11 protein-coding genes are annotated in these 21,563 nt (G+C 42.0%); 1 reads left to right on the plus strand and 10 read right to left on the minus strand.

Annotated elements, in window-relative coordinates; all coding sequences use genetic code 11:
• Positions 1-7 precede the first annotated feature (7 nt).
• The 10 genes from OK025_RS06365 to OK025_RS06410 all read right to left on the minus strand — a co-directional run bounded on the left by OK025_RS06365 (position 8) and on the right by OK025_RS06410 (position 19,026).
• Positions 8-2,743, minus strand: a complete 2,736-nt coding sequence (locus tag OK025_RS06365) for a glycoside hydrolase family 2 TIM barrel-domain containing protein (protein ID WP_317668756.1) — start codon at positions 2,741-2,743, stop codon at positions 8-10.
• A gap of 9 nt (positions 2,744-2,752) precedes the next feature.
• Positions 2,753-4,693, minus strand: a complete 1,941-nt coding sequence (locus tag OK025_RS06370; RefSeq protein WP_317668757.1) for a 7TM diverse intracellular signaling domain-containing protein — start codon at positions 4,691-4,693, stop codon at positions 2,753-2,755.
• Between the two features lie 142 nt (positions 4,694-4,835).
• A complete protein-coding gene (locus OK025_RS06375) occupies positions 4,836-6,716 on the minus strand; it encodes a RagB/SusD family nutrient uptake outer membrane protein (RefSeq protein WP_317668758.1) in 1,881 nt (626 codons plus the stop codon).
• 15 nt (positions 6,717-6,731) lie between these two features.
• Positions 6,732-9,809: a SusC/RagA family TonB-linked outer membrane protein gene (locus tag OK025_RS06380; RefSeq protein WP_317668759.1), complete on the minus strand. Its 3,078-nt coding sequence runs from the start codon at positions 9,807-9,809 to the stop codon at positions 6,732-6,734.
• A gap of 543 nt (positions 9,810-10,352) precedes the next feature.
• Positions 10,353-11,930, minus strand: coding sequence for a signal peptidase I (gene lepB, locus OK025_RS06385; RefSeq protein ID WP_317668760.1), 1,578 nt, complete (start codon positions 11,928-11,930; stop codon positions 10,353-10,355).
• A gap of 37 nt (positions 11,931-11,967) precedes the next feature.
• Positions 11,968-12,702 (minus strand): hypothetical protein, encoded by a 735-nt coding sequence (locus tag OK025_RS06390; protein WP_317668761.1) that lies wholly within the window; start codon positions 12,700-12,702, stop codon positions 11,968-11,970.
• A gap of 304 nt (positions 12,703-13,006) precedes the next feature.
• Positions 13,007-13,480: a hypothetical protein gene (locus tag OK025_RS06395; protein ID WP_286727815.1), complete on the minus strand. Its 474-nt coding sequence runs from the start codon at positions 13,478-13,480 to the stop codon at positions 13,007-13,009.
• Between the two features lie 113 nt (positions 13,481-13,593).
• On the minus strand, positions 13,594-14,655 hold the full coding sequence (locus tag OK025_RS06400) for a hypothetical protein (RefSeq protein ID WP_317668762.1): 1,062 nt from the start codon (positions 14,653-14,655) through the stop codon (positions 13,594-13,596).
• 98 nt (positions 14,656-14,753) lie between these two features.
• A complete protein-coding gene (locus tag OK025_RS06405) occupies positions 14,754-16,541 on the minus strand; it encodes an HSP90 family protein (RefSeq protein ID WP_317668763.1) in 1,788 nt (595 codons plus the stop codon).
• A gap of 7 nt (positions 16,542-16,548) precedes the next feature.
• Positions 16,549-19,026 carry a tetratricopeptide repeat protein gene (locus OK025_RS06410; RefSeq protein WP_317668764.1) on the minus strand — a complete coding sequence of 826 codons (2,478 nt, stop codon included), beginning with the start codon at positions 19,024-19,026 and terminating at the stop codon, positions 16,549-16,551.
• Between the two features lie 228 nt (positions 19,027-19,254).
• Between OK025_RS06410 and OK025_RS06415 the strand changes: the two genes are divergently transcribed.
• Complete coding sequence (locus OK025_RS06415) at positions 19,255-21,423, plus strand: TonB-dependent receptor (protein WP_317668765.1); 2,169 nt, start codon at positions 19,255-19,257, stop codon at positions 21,421-21,423.
• Positions 21,424-21,563 lie beyond the last annotated feature (140 nt).

A 21,563-nucleotide genomic window follows, 5' to 3' on the forward strand; every position in this document is an offset into this window, starting at 1 on the left:
TATTTTTTTATGGGTTGACTGACTGGTTTATCTTTTTAAGTCGGATCGCATTCAGTATCGGTTCTCCTTTCTTAGGAATAAAGGAAATCACTAAGTTACCATCGCTGTGCACTTTCACCTGAAATTTTCGACGAAGCACGCTAAAAGCCCCGACTTCACGCAACACATTTAAATCCGTAGCAAGCGCGTGGTCTCCAATCCGAATGTCAAAAACGCGATCCATGCCCTTTTGCTCCTGTTTCTTCTCTCGCTGCTCAAGATCATATAAGAGGTTTTCCTTGTTATTCGGGCCATCCAATTCGGCAAAAAATAACTCGACCTCGTAATTGCCATTAGGCAGATCAAATCGGTAGGATTCCAGTCCCTGCAATTGTGTCTGGAAGAGCGGGTCATCCCCTGTACCGCTAATATTTACATCGGTCCCCAGATTTTCACGGCCTGTATTTTTCAGACGATATTTTTCGCCCTTTAAATAACCCCAGCTTTCCCTTTCATAAGGCTGATCTGGGAACCATCGATTTCCCAGGGAATCTATGTATTCTCGATTGTCGCCAACATTGATGCGGAGTTCTTGCCAGTCACTATCCTTCTTCAGATCATAGGGCAATACCTCACAATCCATTACAGTTTCATCGACTGCACTTAATTTTCCGTTATGGAAAGCCTGGGCTTTCACCGTGTGTGATCCACGGCTTAGGTTTACAGGCCATAATATCATCCGATCCACAGGCTTGCTTACGCCCAACGACATACCATCCAGCAGGAGTTCCACCGAATCAGCATTACTGAATATGGGCAGCTTTAGCCATCCGGATCCTATTAATGCCCGGTCCGGCTCGGTCCTTAAAGCCCATTTTTTTCCAAAAGTACCTCCTATTTTTACAAAAGGGGCTTTCTTGAGATAAGCTTGATATAGAAAATAGCTATCCTTCGCTTTCCGGTCCCAGGTCAGCAAACCTTTGGTATTGATATGTGGCATGCTTTCCTCCCTGGTCTCCGAATTAAAATCGGATAAATTCCATGCCACCCCGCCAGCGACAAATGCTTTCTGTAGGATGTCATTGAGATAGCCCTGATGGTACCGAATAGCATATTCAATACTTTTGTCGAAACGAACTGGTTTATCCGAATGTATTCGATAGTCGGCATCTGCTCCATATTCAGTTACCAATAAGGGTTTCTCGGGCAACTGTTGATGAATATGTTCCAACTGCTTGCCAAAATCTGCAATTTTGCCACCATACCAGCCCGGATACAAATTCCAGCCCACAAGCATAGGAACCTTGGTCAGCCCCGTCCGATGATAGAGATCAAAGTTTCCATGATTGGCGATCATCGTATAGCGTGTAGTATCTTCGTCTCGTGTGAGCGCTTCGAGTTTTTCCGCCAATGATAGCACTGATTTAAAATATTTTTCCTGACGTTCTTTATCTTTTGGAAAATGGGGCCGAAGAAAGATTTCGTTCATATAGCCCCAGATAATGATACTCGGATGGTTAAAATATTGTCTAATCATCTCCTTCTGCATCTGAAAGCTATTGGCTGCAAACGTTGGACTTTCAGTAATCTCATTTACAAGCGGAATTTCTACCGATGCCAACAAGCCCAAGCTGTCGCAGGCTTTCAATACGGCAGGATCCTGCGGATAATGTGCCACACGCAGGAAGTTACCGCCCATCGCTTTTAATTTCACAAGATCCTGTACTTGTAGGCTATCGGGAACAGCATTGCCCATACCTTTAAAATCCTGGTGTCGGCTGGCTCCTACTAATTTTAGTGATTTTCCGTTTAAAAAAAAGCCTTTTTCGGGATGGAATGAAAACCAGCGGAAACCAACGGAATTATCCAGCTGGTCTAGCTGTCGGCCCTTGGAATTATAAATCCGCGTTATCAAACAATACAAGTACGGCAAGTCTGGCGACCACAATTTTGGATGCTCAATTTCAGCTATGTTCAATTGGAAATTGCTGTATGAATGAGGTTTTAGATTTTCTTTCTGCTGTACTTTTTTTACCGCCACTCCATCGGCATCCACAAGCGTAGTTTCAATCACAATAGCTTGTTGTGATGCTGAAGTATTCTGAATAGCCCCATCAAGATGAATTGTTGCATTTTCTCGGGAATCAACTTTTGCATTTACGCGCAAACCACTGCTTCCGTAAACAGGATCTGCAAAATGGATCTGATCCAACAGCAGCAAAGACACTTTTCTGTAAACACCTCCAAAAAAAGTAAAATCGCCACTTAATGGCGCGATATCCTGATTGAAGCGATTGGTGACTTGCATCACTATCGTATTTTTTCCATTTACTCTTCGATTGAGATCGTCTGTAATGTCGACATTGAAAGCCGTATAACCACCAATATGGGCTTTCACCTGTTTACCATTCACAAATACGGTTGCCTCCTGATTGGCGGCCCCTACATGAAGTACTATTCGTTTATTTTGCCAGGCAGTTTTCCAATAGAAGGTATTTTGATATTGAGTGCCACCGCGATAATAGCCAGGCGTATCGTCCATGACATCGGCTATATTCCAGGTATGTGGTAGATCAACAATCTGTTCCCGTTGTTTTTGTTTAACTATACGGTCTGTGATAGCTTCCTCCTTCCTGAATTTCCAGTTTGACGAGAAATCAACTGAAACTCTTCCATCTAGTACGGTTTGCGCGTGTACGCTCGAAGAGAAAAATAGACAGGCTATATAGCCTAGGTTGATGAATTGTTTAAATATTATATTCATGTATCGCATTTATGTTGGTCGATCTAGCGCTTGCAGCACCAATCTTGTCCAACCTGATTTTTCATTTTTTTTATGTTTTTTACCGCTTGTTGTCAGGATGTCTTTTACCTTGCTTGCATAATTCCAGCAGGTACTCTGCCGAATACCCAATTTCTGCGAAAGCTTATAGGAAGAGATGTCGCCCTGATGGAAATGCACGAGATAAACCAGATAAAAGGCTTTATTAATTGGAATCCGTACATTTTCAAAAATCGTATTGTTCAACACAGATTCTTCATAGGTACACTTGGTGCACCTTCGGCTATAAGGTGTTTTACCGGCACAATAGTTATCGTACCCACATTTTATACAACGGTATTCTTTTTTCCATTTCAAATCGGACAAGACCTTATAACAGGTCTCCTTATCTGGATATTTTATCCCAAATTCTTCAAAATTCATTTCCTTGGAAAGCACCCGATCATCGGTAATCCGTTCAATATTGGTCTGTAGGTTTTTATTATCCTTTGTCAACAACTGGTTCATGCGGCCAATTTCTTCCGACTGAGCCCATAATAGGCTATTCATCTCTTTCAGTTCGCGATTCTGATCGTTAATAATTTCGGATTTTTCAAGCAGTTCTTTTGATTTCTGCATCACTTCCAGCGTGCGCTCCTGCACTTTCCGTTCGAGATCTCTATTGTGCTTCTCCTGGAGTTTCTCGTTGATCTGCATCTGTTCAATGACTCTCTTTTGTGCCCGTTCTTTCTTGCTTTTCAAGAGCCGAACTTTATCATGAATTGCGAATGAGAGAAAAGTCATCTCCAGTACAAAGCCAAATGTGATGCTATAATGCCCGATCGAACTGGGCAGAAAACGCGCATAGCCCAATACATAGATTACTTTCAACACAAAGCCGAGGAAAAGAAACGTATAAGCAAGCACGAAATACCGGGCTGGACGATAGTTTTTCTTCCAAAGCCATATCCCCGAAATAAAGGCAACTGACAATGGAACAATCTCAACAAATTTGTAGATAAACCAGTTCTGGTTAAAACCTAAACAATACAGAAAGAATGCGATTCTTAAAATAATGACCAGATCCAACAAACGATTCAATTTAGGCTCTTTTTGTTTTACATGCAGTAAGGATTTCGTAAATAACAACGCAAACACGCTAACACAGCAGACAAAAACTGCTGTTGCGTATTGATTGAACCAGGGATTTTCGGGCCATAGGTACTGAAAAGCGATACCATCCGAAGACATCTCGTATAATCCGACACACAAGATATAGAGGACATAATACAGGTATTGGCGCCCTCTGACAGCAAAATACATGAGTAAATTGTTGAAACTAAACAGAATAATCATCCCATAGAACAGACCAAACGTAAAATATTCAGTCAGCGTATATTGAACAAAACGATCTAGGGTACGATAAACCAAAATTACGTTGACCATCTGTCTTGATCGTACCTTAAAATAAGCCTCGTAAGTACCTTTCTGTAATGTAGGGATTAGGAATTCAAAATTCTTGTGCATAAACTGCCTATTCTCGAAATCGATCGAAGCGCCGGCCCGATAATGGACAAAACCGTCTGTTCCATTTGGGATAAATGCCTCCACCATGTCGGCAGTCTGATCGAACAGCTCGATAATCCGGTCATGGGATAGGTGTTGATCAAAAGACATTCGCACCCTAAACCAATACGTTGAGGACCGGTTGAAATTTTTGGGATAGTATCGCTCATTAGGTTTAAATTGTTCTGCATGTTCCGGTGATCTTATTTCTGCAAATGACAGGGCATTGGTACTATCTTCGATATAGTATACTTCTGTGGTCTTAAAAATATGCTCGGCTGTACCGAGCGATAGCGCAATAGGCTTTTGACCAAATAGCAAACCCATTTGGAATAACAATAACAATAGCGCAAATCCGCGTATTTTCATCCTTTCTACAGTATACATAGCTCGTCTACTTCTTTCTTTTGGTTATTTATGACCGGATAGGCATTCGTATTTGGATACGGATCCTATCCGGTTTTAGCAGGTCAAAATAACAAAATTATCAGAAAGCTTATAGTCCTCATTTACGACCTGACAACTGCAGCTATTCAACAATCTTATCGAGCGGCGGCACATTGTTTTCTGCGCCGGCATAACCCTGATTCTGATTGATCATCCCATTGGTATTAAACCGTTGTGCAGATGCAGGTACAGGCCACAGCACATGGTATGGCGCAATCTCATAATGCACCCCCTGTACAGTAGGAACCTTATCGCGATAGAAGGAATTTTTTTCAATAATACGATCGTAGAAGAAATTGCTTTGCGAGAAGTTAGCCATGCTATATGTTTTGCCATTATAAGCCGGGATACCGGTCTGCGCAAAAATATAAGCAATACGTGTCAACTCTGACTTACGTGCTTCTTCCCAAAAGAGTTCTCTTGCCCTTTCATCCAATACGGTACCGATGGTAACTTTTGTCGCATTTTGCAGTAGCGCAGCATTTGCTCTTCCCCGAACGGCATTGATATCTGCCATAGCCTGTGCCTGCTGGCCCTTCCATACATAGGCTTCTGCACGCAACAAGTAGGTTTCGGCCAAGCGAAAGACATACCAGTCCGTGTTTGTTCCGCGCGGCGGATTCCAATTTGGATCCTCGGCGAATTGATTGGTTGAATTGATGAAAACCTTATAATGGGGCCATCCAAACCAGTGACGAATAGTATCCAACGAACCATTGGTAAACACTTTGTTGATATTTTCTTTTGTAAACTGCTGGATCGGCTGACCATAAAGTTTACTGATTTCGGGGTCCTTTGAAGCTTTGATTGCCGGATTATTGTAAACAAGATCCGTCATATCCATCCACATTCCCTTTGCATGACGGTAATCTGTCTGATCTGTCCATATTTCTTTGGTACTGTAATAAGTACCGCGATAACGACCAATGCCACGACCATACATCCGTGTCAGCGGGATTTCTGCACTCACAGCATCCACAATGGCCTGCAGTCCGCCTTGTGGGATTTTTAAGTTGGCAAAATGCCAAGCTGGAACGGTATTCCGCATCAACTGAGAACCAAGATCCGTACGGCCTTGCAGCGTTTGTCGGTCAATCACCAGGAATAAAGCCTCTTTATTTGCAGGGATTGCTTTGTTGTCCATGCGGTGTAAATCCCATACGACATTTTTAGATTGGTCTGCCGCGGTGCTACCAAAGCGGTTTTTCATCAAGGTATATTTACCACCGTCAATCACTTTACTGGCAGCAGCAATAGCTCCGTCAAAGTCTCCCAATGCGAGATCTATTTTTGTCAACAGGTGATTGACGGCCCCATTTGTCACTTCCCCTTTATTAACACCATCTTTAACCCAAAGCTGCGCAAACTCCAGGTCTTCTTTCATCTTTTTCAGAATAACCTCTCTTTTGGTTGAGTAAAAATCATATTTCGGAGCCGAAAGATCTTTCAACTGTAGCGGTACATCGCCAAATTCGTGCACCAATCGATAGTAAAAATAAGCGCGGTAGAAGTAAGCAGCACCCAAAATTTCATTTTTCTGAGCCTCTGAACTATATGTTGGGCGATCGATATTACTTATCACCGTATTAGCAGACCGGACTGCAGCGAAAAAATTGGTCCAATACCAACCAATTTTATTGAAGTCATCACTATTGAGGTTGGCATCTGGTGTGATCAACGAAACAAGGTTCTGCGCCGGTGTTGCTTTGTCTGTAGTTCCTTCCACAGCAACATCCGAGAAGATCGATTCGGTCAACATGGGAGCAGCATCACCAAAAAATTCGCCCCGGGCTGCTTTACCCAAAGCGTTCAACACCCCCTTAAGGGCATCGACATTGTTTAGATTATCCGGAGAATACTGCGATAGCTGATCGGAGTCCAAAAAGCTCTTTTTGCATCCATGGACAGCCAACAAGGTGATTGATGCGAAAACGGCAGCTACTTTTATATTTATTTTCTTCATTTTCTTTCGTTTTAATTAAAGAGATACATTCAAACCTAGTGTATAATATCGCGGCGTAGGACCGTCGTTCTGTGGATCCCAATAGTTCCAAACCGGTGCATATACCGCAGCATTGTTGACGTTCATATATACTTTCAGGTTTCTTACTTTAAGTCGTTCTGATACCGGTTTCGGCAGAGAGTAGGCCAGCGATATATTGTTCAGACGTATAAAACTATTTTTCCAATACACATTGAAACTTGTTCCGTTCGCGCCGCTTCCTAAGCGCGCATAGTCGTTGCTCGGATTTTCGGGCGTCCAATACGGTTGAACGTAAGACGTTGAACGCATAAAGCCCACACTTCCGGGATTGTTCTTCGCCTGATTAAATTGTTTTTTCTGACCCCAATTAGAAATCAACTGAAATGAAAAGTCGAAGTTCTTGAACAAGTTAAACTCATTCCGTAAGGACCAAGTAAAACGTGGCGAAGTGTAACCTATAAATTGCTTGTCTTCATCATTATAGACATAATCGCCGTTCACATCTTCCAATTTGAAATCGCCGGGACGTATACTTGCTTTTGTATACTTTTTAGCCTCCTCGACCTCATTTTCCTGCCATACGCCCAATACTTTATAATCCCATATGACATCGATATCCTGTCCTATAAACCAACCGTTGCCGGGGTCATTATTTGGTGTTGCAAGACGTGAAATCTTATTTCGGTTCAAGGAGAGAATAAAATTGGAGTTCCATTTGATATTTCCGTCGACAATATTTCGACTTGTCAAACTGACTTCGAGTCCTTTATTTTTCACCTCAGCCAAGTTGGAATAAACAAACTGGTAGCCTGATACACTGGAAAGCGTTTGTTTAACCAATAGATCATTTGTCCTTTTACTATACACATCTACTGAGCCGCTGATTCGATCCTTGAAAATTGAAAAATCCAATCCTGCATTGAGTGAGGTGGTTTGCTCCCATTTGAGATTTTCATTTCCCATTCGCGAACCGACCACTACTGTATTGACCTCAGCCGGTGTACCGTTGGCATCGACGGTCTGGTATTTATTGACCGTCAGTTGCGATAAAGCGGCATAAGGATCCACTGTTCCATTATCTGGATTACGAAGATCCCTGTTACCGTTGATACCATATGAAAGTCGAAGTTTACCGAAATTTAGCCAGGAAAGATTTTTCATAAACGATTCTTCGGAAAAGGTCCAGGCTCCAGCTACTGCCGGAAAAGTCGCTCTCTTACTATTGACGCCGAACACCGAGTAACCGTCTCTACGCACCGATAAGGTCAAATTATAGCGATCCATAAGACTATAATTAACCCGTGCCATCAGGGCGTCCCCGGTATATACTTTATCCTCGCTATTAACGGTAGGCAGATTACCACTGGCCAGATTATGATAGCCAAGATAGTCCCCGGGGACAAAACCTTGATTTGCCGCCTGCGTCCACCAAGTTTGATATTTTTCAGAATTTGCCAAAAGGGTTACATCCACACTGTGGATTTCAGCAAATTTCCGGTTCCATTTCAGGAGATTATCGATTTGCCAATTATAACGCGTTTCCTGATCACGACTTGCCGAGCCACCAGCAATAGTCACATTGGGATTTGCTGAGGAGTTATGGTTGAAGGTACGATACATATCAATCCCGGGACTAAAGTTGAACTGATAAGTAATACCAAAAGGCAAGTTCACTTTTGCAAAGAGACTTGCAAAAAGGGTATTCTGCTTGTTCATCCGGTCATTGTAGGTCATATTTAGAAAAGGATTACGGGCATTCAATCCGCTATCATCGGTCGGAATCCTTCTTAATGTACCATCCGCATTGTATTTATCACCATAAGGCGATAGATTTGTTAACTGTGCCCAGTCGGCCTCAATTGCCCCTTCGTCGCGATCAGCATATTGCACATTGGCCCCCATACGCAGAAAGTTCGTCACCTTACCTTCGAGATTCAATCGCGCCCGAAATGTACTGAATTCACCACCCTCGATCAGATTTTGATTTTTGTTATACCCAACCGACATGTAGTAATTGACATCTTCCTTTCTTCCGCTCATACTTACCGTATGATCCTGACGAATTCCTGTTCTAAAGATCTCATCGTACCAATCTATGGTCTTACCCGCCATGTAGTTGGCTTTTTCATTCGCCACTAGACCAAGCCTATCTAACCAAATATCTACTGGATCCAAATCTTTATTTCCCCCGGAAAGCCATTGATCAAATGTCACGTCGGAAGGGAGGTTAAGCGGATCGTCATAAAAATAGGATGGCCTTGTACCACCAGCTCTTCCCACATCCGCTCGCCATTTCAGAAAACCAGGACCATCGTAAACACGTTGATTACGTGCTAGAGTAGCTAATCCCCAGTTGGTATTCGCCGTCAACACGGGTTTATCGCTTGTTCCTTTTTTGGTGGTAATGGCAACTACCCCTGTAGCAGCTTTAGCACCATAAACAGCCAAGGAGCTCGCATCCTTCAGGACATCTATGGTCTGTATGTCATTGGGGTTAATATCAGAAAGCTGCCCATTGTAGATGATCCCATCCAATACGATCAATGGTGAAGTCGAGGCACTGAGCGTGGTTTTACCACGTACCAATAGATCTCCGCCTCCTTTCGCAGAAGTATTTTGTGAAACGCTCAGACCTGCGATGTTCCCTTTTAGCAGATCCGCAACACTCTGCGGATTCTCATTTTCAAGCTGTTCAGCTTTTACACTTGCAATGGAGCCCGTGACATCCTTTCGGGAAGCGGTTCCATAACCGATGACAACAACTTCGGTCAATTCGGTATTGCCCGAGTCCATGGTTATGTTCAACGTTGTCTGTCCATCGACGTCCTGCTCCTTATTCAGAAAGCCCACACTTGACAATACAAGCGTAGACTTAGGAAAGACAGCAATAGAGAACCTCCCCTGGTCATCCGTTGTCGTTCCCCCAGAACGATTTTTCAGTTTGATAGATACTTGTGGAATTGGCTTCCCTTGGCTATCCACTACAGTACCGCTGACTGTCCGATTTTGTGCATTTGCCATATAGGTACATGCAAGTACACTTGTAATCAGGAGCGTTAATTGTTTGGCCATAATTTATGGAAATTTAGCGTTCAAATAATTGTTAATTGGGTTATTTATGGAAGCTAAATTAATTCGATCAAATCAAAAAAACAACTAAAATAAAGTGTAAAGCACTGCAAATTAGATAGTTATAAAAAATAATAATACACTTAAATCCCAAGTAACAACATCCTTAACTGATTGATCTACACAGGTTATATTGAAAGGAAATAGTGATTATTAATACGGTATATCAACAAGCAATATTTTTTGATTTTTCTTGTCCGCCATTTGAGCTTATTATTTTTAGCGCTCGCGAGAAAAACATAAGCCACAAAAGGAATTGTTGCGATGCTTCACGCAAATTGCATCACTCAATCAAAATGCAGCCGTTCAGGTTCGATGCATTAAAAAATAAAAAGAATCAATCCTTATGGTTATTCAAGCAGAATCCCCTCAAAAATTTGAGGGGATTCTGCTTGAATATATCTATTGAAATACTATATCATCAATCAATTGCCCGTACAGGTAGTCTAGGTGGAATTAATAGTGCTGGCGAGAATGCTTTCTTTATTAATGGATACCTTTGAAAATTCTATTCCATCGTATTTTGGAAAGCCCATTGCCATTTGCATTCCAGCTCATCCAGGTAAATAATGCTTTTCCGACAATATGATCCTCAGGAGCAAATCCCCAGTCCCTGGCATCAAGGGAGTTGTGTCTATTGTCTCCCATCATCCAATAATAATCCATTTTAAAGGTATAAGAATTTGCTTTACGGCCATTTAGATATAATCCGTCAGCTTTCTTCTCGAGTTTGTTATGCTCATAGACCTGAATTGCACGAGCATAGAGTGGTAAAGTCTGCGTATTTAAAGGCACAGTCATTCCTTTCTTTGGAATAACAAATGGCCCAAAGTTATCGTAGTTCCATTTGTATTGTGGATCATTCGGAAAAGTATTTGCTTGAGCCACTCCCGGCTTTTGCACGTTCATTTGCATGGATTTGACATTGGACCAAGATTTCACCATGGCTGCCTGGTCTTTTGTTAAAAAGATTAGGTAAACTCCGGGTTGAATTAAAGAGACTTCTATTTCCATATCTTTCAGACGCTGTTCGTCCAGACCTGTCTCATCGGTTATCACGGTATAATCCATCTGACTTTCTGGAGCTACAAAACCTGGTTGGTCGTTCACAAACAATACTCCTTCTGTCATGCTGATTTTATCCCCAGGCATTCCCACGCAGCGTTTAATTAAATGTTCGCGTTTATCCACTGGACGGGTCTGAATTGTAAATTGTTGATGTACTGCTTCACGTCCCATGTTACGCACCAGGTCATAATAGGGCGAGTCTTGATTTTCTACTGCAACAGTATCGCCGGCAGGTGCATTAAAAACGATCACATCATTCCTTTTTATTTCTTGAAATCCGGGCAATCGTTTGTAAGGAATTTTAATGAGTTCGGAGAACGCTTTTCCTCCTATTAATGGCATCGTATGATGTGCAAAAGGAAATGCTATAGGCGTATTAGGAATACGAGGACCATAATTCAGTTTACTGACAAAAAGATAATCACCAATGAGAAGAGATTGCTGCATAGACCCCGAAGGAATCATAAATGCCTCCAATAAAAAACCGCGAATCAAGGTTGCAGCTACCGTCGCAAAAACAATCGCATCCGCCCATTCACGCACCATCGATTTTTTATAGGGGTATTTTTTCTTATAATCTATATACGATTCATGCGCAATTCCCAGTTCAGAGTCCTTTGTCATCAGCTTACCTGCCTCATTTGCAGCTTTAAGGTTTTTGGCATAAAGACCATTCAGAAATTGCACGTTTTTATCGCTACCCCAAATTGGCAGTACAATAAACGGAACCAATACTGCAGCACAGTTTTCCCAAAACCTTCTCTTTCCAAAACAATGAATAAAATCGAGGTAGAGGTTATAAAAGACAAAAACATTGACAATCGGAACAAACAACAGGATAAGTTGCCAGGTTTTCTTGCCGAGAATGCGCGATTGGATCCACTGGCTATAAAGAGGAACAATTCCCTCCCAGCCTCTGCGCCCTGCTTTTTCAAATAGCAACCAAAAACCGTAGGCTGCGACTATAGTCAATACAATAAAGATGGTAAGTATCATAAATTCGTTTAATTGCAGTATTAGTCAATATAAGATCTTAATAAATAAACAGTTTCTTCTTTCCCTCTGAAGAGGCATTTGAAGATTGGATCTCATTATAGCGCATAAGGTACTTTATAAAAAGATCATAATCATACTTTTTTTCCTTTTCAAATTCTGCGAATAACTCCGGTTCGTCATTGATCAAACGCCCTAAAGCGATAGTCCGCTTCTTCTTACTGTTACTAAAAAGTCCATTTGTGTTGCTATTTATTTCAATCACTTCACCAGTTGATTTTTTTAATGCATAGGCATATTTGGACTTACTGACTCCAATGGATAACATTGTACCACCTCCACCAGTACCAAACATCATTCCTCCGCCACCTCCGAGATTCAAATTAGACACGTAATAAACCATAATTTCTCCATCCACCAACACTTCGGCAAAAGTTGGCTCCTCCGTATAATTTCTATCTATTTGAAATACCTGTGGTGAAGTTCCCTGAACGGGCTCCAAGCCATTTTCGACATAGGAAGGTGCATAGACTTTTCTTTTAGATTCCCAGTAAGCACGAAACACCTGGCCGGGGGCAAACGTTAGCTTCTCTTTCTGTTGATTTTCAAATTTGAGATTGTGATCCTTGATGGAGGTGATTTTCCCATAAAGGGTATCTGCGTTCATTAAAACTAAGTAATCTAATTTTTTTGCGGCTTCCTGTGCACGAGCTGTCATTAGTATATTGGCGAAGCAAGAAAAAAACACAGCAGTTAAAATTGATATGGCTTTCATTTGAACATTTGTTTTGCACTATTTTTAAATCCCATGGCATGCGCTACTACACGTAAGGTAAAGCTACATAAAAATATGAAATTCAAGTTCGGCCTTCGGAGTTTTAACGTTTGTTAGCATTTTGTTTTGCTAGGGCATCCCTACAATACTGTGCAAAGATTTTAAGATCCCTAAAAACGATCCCTAATAATACAGTCAATACAGCCGTATTTCTCAAGCAACAACAGCTGTACTGCAAAAAACAAAGCCACATCATTTTTTGCTGATGTGGCTTCACTGATTGCTTATTGTTTATGCAAAAAGATTAACTTTTATATTTACTTTCAAATGCTGTGGATGCTTGATTGACCCCATTACTCATATTTTCAAATGCTTTATTAATATTATCAAGCAATGCGGATTCTTTAGCTGCATCGGGTGTTTTATTTTTTCGAAGCTCAATCAATTTTGGATAATCCTCCGTAACAATTTTTTTATACCCGTTCAGGCCATCGAGCACCGCCTTTTGGAATGTCGCATCACCCTTGAAATCACCAAGTTCCTCTACTTTTTTGATATCGTCATTTAAAGACTTCTCCCAATCTGCCCGCACCTGTTCAGCCTTAGAATAATCGGAGCCATTCATGGCGGCATTCATGTCTGTCACATGTTTTTCACTACTGTTGATCACAGTAATAATTGAATTGTTGTACGCTGCAGGATCTTTTTCTCCCGAACTACAACTTGACAGGCTCAGAACCGCTGCGGTCATCATGCCCGTAATAAATTGTTTAATCATATTGATCTATTTTGTTGTTACATTTCAGTATTTAATGCTCATTTACACAAAGATAGCCTTCAACACAACTGAATTTCATCACGGAAATCAGGGATTTCTGCAGCCATTCCATGCTAAAGGGACATTAACTGATTGCGAAAGTTGTGATTGCCATTACGTTGGTCAAAGCGGTCGGCGAGTTGATCCGCCAGTTTCCCATAGTGATTAGCCAATTCGCTTGCGGTGTAAATATTTTTCCCCTGAAAAAGATTGTGCTGATTGCCGAGCTCAAGCATAAAAGATTCATCAGGGCCAAAGTTCCGCATGGCTTCACAGATATAGCAGGCCAACTGAAACATGGATCGATTGTCGGGACCATCGGCCCAAGGCAAAAATCGTTCGATCCATTCCTTGGCTTTACCCGTATCGGTATAGGAAAAATAGGTTGCTAGTTTAATAGCCGAAATCAAAATTGCGGAATCCTTTTCTTTCTTAAACACCTCCTTTTCTGCCAACTGCGCCATTTTATCGGCCTGTTCAGTATCACCTTGTTTAAGACCTTCATATGCCAGGTTCACGGCCGTACGCAAAGGGACATGCGAACAGGTAAACTGGCCCTCAATTAAAGGTAAGGCTTTATCGACTGCTGGGCTATAGCCATCCTGTAATAGTGTTGCTGATACTTCTGCATCCATTTCACAGGCTTCACAATCGCTCATGTCATCTCTTTGCATAGCATTTACGTTCTTCAATGCGCGCTCGATGGCAACAATATCTTTTTGCGCCAGCGCATCACTCAGCTCCTCATTGTATATGGCACGCTTACCATAACCGTTGCGGATCAATCGTTGTTCAAAGTCGCGCAAAGCCGCTTCAATCTGCTCACGGCTGACAGCAGGATTATCGTATAATTCGGACATCATCCATTTGTATTGCCACAAGAAGTCTTCTTCATTAAAGAGTTCAGGATTTTCGTCGTAAGCCTGTAATATCCACGCAAATGCCGGTAATGATTCGGTTGAAAAAGCAAGGTCTATCTCTTCGCTGATTAAATCTAAGCGAAGGTCATAACCCCATTCAATATCTTGATTTTCATCTGCAATCCGAATAGCCTGTGTCAACAGGTTAACCTTTTCCAAGGTATTGTCTACTCGTGCAATCTGATTGCGAAGTTTCTGAATTTTAAGTGTATACATCTAATTACTCCTTCTTTTTTTTTGAGTATATTTACTTTTTAATATATTTTCTATGCAATAAAAGGAAATCCGTACGCGGTGGAGTATACTCAACCGCTTTAAAGATTCACAAAATTATCCAGCCCCATGACGATAAGGCTTTTCAGGGCCTCATTCATGACCTTCATTTCCCGCTCCTGGACAGGGTACTTGCCCAAAATTAGCGCCTGCACGTAAAGCACTTCCATAACTGAACGAAGCATGTAGACATCTTTTATATCCATTAGTGTTTTGATCAACGCATTGTCAGCATTTAAACATAACGTATTCTGGATCTTATTCGGCCTCGATGTCTTAAGTACCTGCGCAAAAGGATTTGCATTTTCCTTTAATTGGCTAATCGTATTCTCTACATTATTTTGCTCCATTTTTGTAAAAATAGCCGGCGTATCAATCGGTTTAAACCGTCTAATTTCAAGGACGCAGCTATAATCGTCTAAAATGCGCTGCACTTCTTTCTGAAAAGAAACATAGTGATTGTGCTCATCTTCATGAATCGGCTGAAACGTTTCCAAAAGCTGATTGGGCGACATCTCTGTTATCTTATAGTCGCGATATTTTTGTTTGATCCTGCGGAGCAACTCGGTATCAAATGTGTAGGACGCATTCACAAGAATCATCCCCTGTGTATCGGCCATACGGTCAATCTGTTTGAAATCTTCAAAATCAGCACAGTAATAGAGCTGTTGCTGATGATCAATGATATTTTGAAAGCTTCGTTGTCCGCGATTGGTCTCAAACGGAATATCAGCCAAAAATATTTCTAGAAAGTCCGGATCTTCGAGCGCGAAAGCTTTCAAGTGGAGATAATGAGTTTGGATAATGCGAATATATATATCGAAATCGATCTTCTTCACCTGCTGCAGGTACGTTTTCAGCACAACAGCTATTTCCTTTCGAGCCTGCCGTAGTAGATCATTTTTCATCAAAGACTCCCGTGAGGCGGTGGCACTAAGTTCCTCTGTGTTGACAAGCATCCGGACAAAAAATGCCCAATTTGGCAAAATAGACTGATCTTCTTCAGCGAGAAACATGCGCTTCAAGTAGATACGGTGACGCTGCTTGCTGCTAAACTGTGTACGGAAAGGTAAAATATACAACACCCCCTTTGCCTTTCCCGCCGTCGTTTCAAATGGAATTGCATCTAAAAAGTTGACATGAAAGAGATCTTTGCCTATAGCAAGCAATTCCGTCTTCGAAATCGATGGAGCGAGCCATTTGGGTTCTTCTTTATGGATGATCTTTTCGTCACCTCCTACCACAATAGAAATGGTTTCTCGCAGCGCATCTCCATAAAACTTGATTTTTTTCTCAAAATAATCCGCTTCAAAAATATAGTTGAATTGCTTTTTAGGACTAAGGATAACCCGTGTTCCGACAGGAATATCTTCAGTCAGACGCTCGATTTTATAGTCCCCTTCAGCTCTTGCGGTCCAACGTAGAGGCAGTTGTTCAAGAGCCGATTTTGTTTCCACAACGATCTCATCGCTGACCACAAAACAAGAAAGCAGTCCAATACCAAACTTACCTATGAAATCCTGAGCATCCTTAATGTCTTTACTCTTTGAACTCTCGCCTATAACCGACAAAAATTGGTGAATATCGGTCTCCTTAAGGCCTATCCCATTATCGCTGAACAGAAACTTCGGTTGTTCAGTGCTTGGCAGCTCAATCGTTATTTTACCCTGATGCTCTTCATCCAAGTGTTTCAATGCTGTAATTGCATCCACGCCGTTTTGAAGCAGCTCCCGAATAAATGTATTGGGATCGCTATACAGGTGCTCTGAGAGCAGTGCGATCATTCCTTTCAGATTGACCTGAAAGGAATAGGATTTTTCTTCTTGCATGTTTATCTTACTTTCTCGTTTTCTTTGTCAATCGAATAGCATCTTCATGTCCATTATCGGCTGCCCGTTCAAACCACTCCAGGGCAAGATCTTCATTTTCTTCTACCCCATCCCCCATAAGATAACAGTTGGCCAGTTTATATTGTGCATCAGCATGATCGGCTTCAGCAGCCTTCATAAGCCATTCTACACCGTCGCGAAGATCCATTGGTATGCCATCTCCTTCCAGCAGTTGCACCGCAACAAAGTAAGAAGCATACACATTCCCTTGCTGCGCTACTTCCATAAAATACCCAAAGGAAGCTGCTTTATCGATCTCGGTACCTATTCCAAAATAATAACAACGGGCTAATCGGTAGCTCGCCTGCTGATTTCCTCGCTCTGCAGCTTGTTTATAATATCCAAAAGCTTTCGCTGGATGCACCTCTACTCCGACACCAAACTCATAACACATGCCAATTCCCTCCGTCAGATAGCCAAGTTTTTCGGCACGCGTGTAGTAATCAAAGCCTTTGTCGTATTCTTCCAACTGATCATAGTCGAAGAAAAAGTAGTCGCCAAGCAGCAAAAGCGCCTCAGCTACATTTTTTTGTGCGGCCTCTTCCAAAAGCTGAAGACCATGAGCTGCATCCTTTTGCACCAATCCGGTCAAATAGTATCGTCCCAATACATAAGTTGCGTAAGGGAACCCCAGATCAGCAGCTTTCTTAATATTTTCCTGTGCTTTAAATGTATCTTGGTTCAATCCATAACCATATTCATAACAGAGACCCAGATCTGTCAACGCCTGTACATGATTTCGTTCAGCAGCCTGTTGGTATAAAGCAATCATCCGGTCCAGGTTTATCTCCGTACCTATGCCCCCTCGGTAACATCGCGCCAGTTCATATATACTATTTAGCTCCTGCATACCGGCTCCAATTTCAAACGCGGTAAAAGCTGCTTTCGGTTGGGGAGCTCCAGACTGGTGATAATCATTTTCCAAATAAATACCTTTTAAATAATAGGCATATGGATAACCAAGATCTGCCGCACGCGAGAAATAATCAAAGGCCAATTTATAATCCGGTTCGGACTTTAATTCAGCCGCTAAACCCATTTCCGTTAGGGCTGTAGCGTTATTATATCCTGCCGCTTCTTCAAAATAAGGCAATGCAGCGGCCAAATCTGGTTTCTCTCCATGGATACCATATTTTAGGTACCTACCAACCTGATATAAAGCTTGAGGCAATTTATCCGTCGCTGCATCCTGATAGTAAGCAAAGGCGGTTTTGTAATCCGGAGCAACTCCATCATAACCAGATTCGACCATATTACCCATGCGCAACTTGGCGTAAGCAATGTTCTTTTCCGCCATTGCACTGAAACGCAGAAAGGCTGATTTTTCATCCCTTGGGAGGAATCTACCCTCGAGGAGAATTTCAGCAAGTTCAACCTGAGCTTCCACATACCCGTCTTTCTCGTCCAGCAGGCGCAATAAAGATAGCCCCTTTTCGATGTCCTGCACAGCCTCCTGATAGAGATACAGACAGGCGAGACGATAACCCGCATAATTATTATTATAGTCGTATGCTTTCTGAAGATACCACAGCGGCTCTTCGAAATCTTGTTTTTCTCTATTGTTGTTGCCAAGTGCCTGAAGTTTGATAAGTGCAATTTGCACCGCGGCGTCCATCATTCCGTATTCAAACAGTTCTCGATATTCCGGTATAAGAAGTTCCTGTTCACCAATGGAAGCCGCCTCCGAACGTTTTATTTCATTCAGCACAAATCTGCAATAACGAGATTCAGCCATCGTGATACCCTCTTCGAGGGTTTGCAGACGTTTGCCCTTGTCCTCTTTACGCGCATAGTAAAATTGGAGCGCCTCATAATAATGGCGCAGTATTTTCCTTTCCGGAGATTGCTTGAGCAGCTGAATACGGTCAAAGACTTCTTCATATTTATCGGTCCAGACATCGATATGGGCAGCATATGCGATTCCCCAAAGATCTCCGCCCAAAGCAAGTGCATCCAGTTCGGCCTTGGCGTTATCGCGGTCGATATCGGCCAGCAAACCTAAATAATTGTAGTATAAATAAAGAGGTCTTGCCCATTCAACCCCAGCATCGATGCCTCTCTTCAAATAAAGGGACGCCTTTTCCTTCTCTACCACATGTCGGCGACATAAAATATGCTGTAAGCCAAGCTCCACCCATGCATGAGAATTGATCGCAGCATAGCGCGCTAATATTGTCCGTATTTTATCAATAAAAAAGGTATAATCCTCTTCGTTCAGATATACGTTTGCGGCAAAATCAGTTCCTTTTTCAAATAATGCATCATAAAGTGCAGCTGCACTGGACTGCTCCAAGTTGTGCTCAAAATAAATCAGGACATCAAGCCATATATCGGGCGTAATGCGTTTCGAAAGGTCAACTGTCAATTGATGTTCAGCCGATTGCAATGCGGCAACTTTAATAGAATATTCTTCACTTAACTTCATATATCATCGTATGTACTACTTGTAAAACATGCTTTTTATACTCTCTAGGCGCCAAAAAGCAACAAAAACTTTGCCACTGTATCGTACAGTCAATTCTGTTTATTATAATGCAACTATATTGCTTTTAAAATCTTTTTCCCTATATTTGTTGCAACTTAATTGCAATACATATTCATTGGGCTATATACGTATGGCACGAATTAATGTTTGCGAATCGAATCCACATAGATGAATAGGTATATTATTATTTCACTTATCACAGCACAACAACTATTTTTCCCGTGTTATGGACAGGAGAAGAGTATCGAGCTTGAAGAAGTAAAAGTTGGCGGGCGACGTTATCACAGGACAGCAGAAGGCGCATTATCGATCCACGTATTGACTGCCGACTCTATACAAAAATACCAAGCGGGAAGTTTAATGCAGACATTGAGCAGACTGCCCGGTGTCAGTGCCATAGGTATAGGTGCGAATCAATCTAAACCGCAGATTAGAGGACTCGGATTTAATCGTGTGGCCACGGTAGAAAATGGCATTAAACATGAAGGCCAACAGTGGGGGTTGGATCATGGATTAGAAATCGATCAATACAGTGTGGGGAGTGCCGAGGTATTAAAGGGAGCCAGTTCATTTCTGTATGGCTCAGATGCCATTGGCGGTGTCATTCGGCTATCACCGCCATCGGAACTACAGGAGACAGGTTTTAAAGGGCAGTTTAACCTATTGACAAAGTCAAACAACGCTACTTTTGGCGGATCGCTACAAGCACAGGGCCGAAAAGGGAATTGGGTATTTGGGGGCGGATTCACGCATCTGGAATATGGCGATTACCGTGTCCCCACAGATACAGTCTATGTTTACAATTATGCGGTACGCCTGAAAGATCGGCATGTTCGCAACACTGCGGGACGAGAGACACATTTTCAACTACGCGGTGGATATTCATCGGAACGTTTTTCTTCAATTTTCTACCTGAGTAATTATCAAACAAAGTTTGGCTTTTTTGCCAATGCGCACGGCTTGGAACCAAGGGGCGTAGATACAGCGCTTTATGACAAATCCAGTCGTGACATTGGTTTTCCGAGCCAGACGGTCAATCACCTGAAGCTTATTAACCGCAACTTTATCGATCTGAATAAGCATAAGCTTTGGATAGACCTGGGCTATCAGAAAAATTACCGGCAAGAATATAACAATTACACCGCGCATGGTTATATGCCACCTGTTTATCCAAAAGATATGACTATCCCAATCAATTTGGAAAGGTTATATGACAAACAGGTTTATAGTATCACTGTAAAAGACCAATTTGAGTTGGCCACCCATCAATTTACCATTGGTGCAAATGGAGAGTATCAGGATAACCGGATTGATGGTTGGAGCTTTCTCATCCCCACTTTTAGCCAAAAGGCAATGGGCCTATTCGTTTACGATCAATACAGGCTCGCGGACGAAACCATGCTATATGGGGCATTGCGTTACGATTACAGCCATATTCTGACCTCACCTTATCAGGATTGGTTCGAATCACAGCTGGAAGATAATCAGTCGGGAAGAATAGTCCGGGCTACAGCGCTAGGTCGCCGTTTCAATAGCCTGGTTTGGTCTATAGGAGCGGCACATCAATTCGGAGATCTCGAAACAAAAATCAATATAGGAAAAAGTTTCAGAGCCCCCATCGCACAGGAACTTGCCGCCAATGGAGTCAACTATCATTACTTCAGTTATGAAAAAGGCAACGGATCATTATCGCCCGAGCAGTCCTACCAGCTGGATTTATCCTTAACCTGGAGTCCCAGAAACGTCTTTGTTGCCTTTACACCATTCTTTAATTACTTTTCCAATTATATCTATCTCAATCCCACGTCAAGCTACGATCAATATTATGGCGCCGGCAATCAAATCTTTGAATATATGGAAAGCCGTGTTCGTCGTTATGGAGCAGAATTGAAGCTCAGCTATCAGCCTCTGAAACAATGGAAAGTAGAATTATTGGGTGAATATGTTCGATCGGAACAACTATCGGGTGCAAAGAAAGGATATACACTTCCATTCTCTCCGGCACCTTCAGCTTTGATGGACATTAGCTGGACAGCAAAAAATAGCACACATTTTAAAGAGACCTATCTTTCCGTCGACTGCAAATGGACGGCAGCGCAGCATCATGTTGTTCCACCAGAAGAGTCCACAGCAGCTTATCAGGTCTTCAACTTCCGAGCAGGAACACAAGTTCGGTTTTCGGGATCTGTCCTCCAATTACGCTTGCAGGTACAAAATCTCTTTGATAAGAACTATATGGATCATACCAGCTTTTATCGGCTGATATCAATGCCTGAACAGGGAAGGAATTTTATGCTATCCATTGGAGTTCCTTTTGGAAAACTCTCCCGATCATAACATGAATTACAACGAATGAAGAATAAAATAAGATTCAATTAAAGATCACAGCTTTAAATAAGCCTTTGCTTCCAATAAACACCCGTTGAGCAGTATGCGATGAGCACAGCAAACCGAGTACAACAGCAAAGCGAATGAAT

Origin of the sequence: Sphingobacterium sp. UGAL515B_05, assembly GCF_033097525.1 — a bacterium.
Lineage (GTDB): Bacteria > Bacteroidota > Bacteroidia > Sphingobacteriales > Sphingobacteriaceae > Sphingobacterium.

Bases quoted from the DNA above. Each gene is read 5' to 3' on its own strand.
- OK025_RS06365 (WP_317668756.1), bottom strand. From the start codon at position 2,743: ATGAATATAATATTTAAACAATTCATCAACCTAGGCTATATAGCCTGT.
- OK025_RS06370 (WP_317668757.1), bottom strand. From the start codon at position 4,693: ATGTATACTGTAGAAAGGATGAAAATACGCGGATTTGCGCTATTGTTA.
- OK025_RS06375 (WP_317668758.1), bottom strand. From the start codon at position 6,716: ATGAAGAAAATAAATATAAAAGTAGCTGCCGTTTTCGCATCAATCACC.
- OK025_RS06380 (WP_317668759.1), bottom strand. From the start codon at position 9,809: ATGGCCAAACAATTAACGCTCCTGATTACAAGTGTACTTGCATGTACC.
- lepB (WP_317668760.1), bottom strand. From the start codon at position 11,930: ATGATACTTACCATCTTTATTGTATTGACTATAGTCGCAGCCTACGGT.
- OK025_RS06390 (WP_317668761.1), bottom strand. From the start codon at position 12,702: ATGAAAGCCATATCAATTTTAACTGCTGTGTTTTTTTCTTGCTTCGCC.
- OK025_RS06395 (WP_286727815.1), bottom strand. From the start codon at position 13,480: ATGATTAAACAATTTATTACGGGCATGATGACCGCAGCGGTTCTGAGC.
- OK025_RS06400 (WP_317668762.1), bottom strand. From the start codon at position 14,655: ATGTATACACTTAAAATTCAGAAACTTCGCAATCAGATTGCACGAGTA.
- OK025_RS06405 (WP_317668763.1), bottom strand. From the start codon at position 16,541: ATGCAAGAAGAAAAATCCTATTCCTTTCAGGTCAATCTGAAAGGAATG.
- OK025_RS06410 (WP_317668764.1), bottom strand. From the start codon at position 19,026: ATGAAGTTAAGTGAAGAATATTCTATTAAAGTTGCCGCATTGCAATCG.
- OK025_RS06415 (WP_317668765.1), top strand. From the start codon at position 19,255: ATGAATAGGTATATTATTATTTCACTTATCACAGCACAACAACTATTT.